This window comes from Cellulomonas citrea (assembly GCF_009829685.1).
Taxonomy (GTDB): Bacteria; Actinomycetota; Actinomycetes; order Actinomycetales; family Cellulomonadaceae; genus Cellulomonas; species Cellulomonas citrea.
Genome location: NZ_VWSD01000399.1, coordinates 1 through 517, shown reverse-complemented (window position 1 = coordinate 517; position 517 = coordinate 1). Strand labels below are relative to the sequence as shown.

The following is a 517-nucleotide window of genomic DNA, read 5'->3' as shown; positions in this document are numbered from 1 at the left end:
GCACTACAACCTCGAAGATTGGGACTACGTCCTCATCCGCGTTGCGCCGGATTCCGCGCCTCCTCAGTACCCCGACTCTCTTTCGCTTGTGACACATCGCGGTGGATGGTGGTTGTTGCAGATTCGAAAGCCGGAAACGAAGTGAATGATCACCATAAAAGCTCGACGTACATCGACTGCTTCTGGAAAAATCAAAGTGTTCGCGTCATCGCGATAGGCGTAGCGAAACATCTAATATCGAAACCGCATTCCATAATCGTTCATTACGCGAATCCGGATTGTAGACGCCAGATAGAGAAGTCACTGTTGGCCCAGATAGAGATGTCACTCTCCACGGTTTCAGCTGGGGAGTATTGGGCCGATGACGGTGATTGCGATGAGCCGGACGGAGATCGACCGGATGAGCGTGTTGCAGGATCTGGCGGCGAACAGGATCAAAGTTGCGGACGCCGCAGCGCTGATGGGGCTTGGCCGGCGTCAGGTATTTCGGCTGGCGAAGGCCTATGACCAGCATGGC

The 517-nt window shown here is 54.5% G+C and carries 1 protein-coding gene; it reads left to right on the top strand.

What is annotated here, in order from left to right; translation table 11 throughout:
- Positions 1 to 361 precede the first annotated feature (361 nt).
- On the top strand, positions 362 to 517 hold a 156-nt coding region (locus F2B26_RS17735), incomplete at its 3' end, for a helix-turn-helix domain-containing protein (protein ID WP_210766862.1).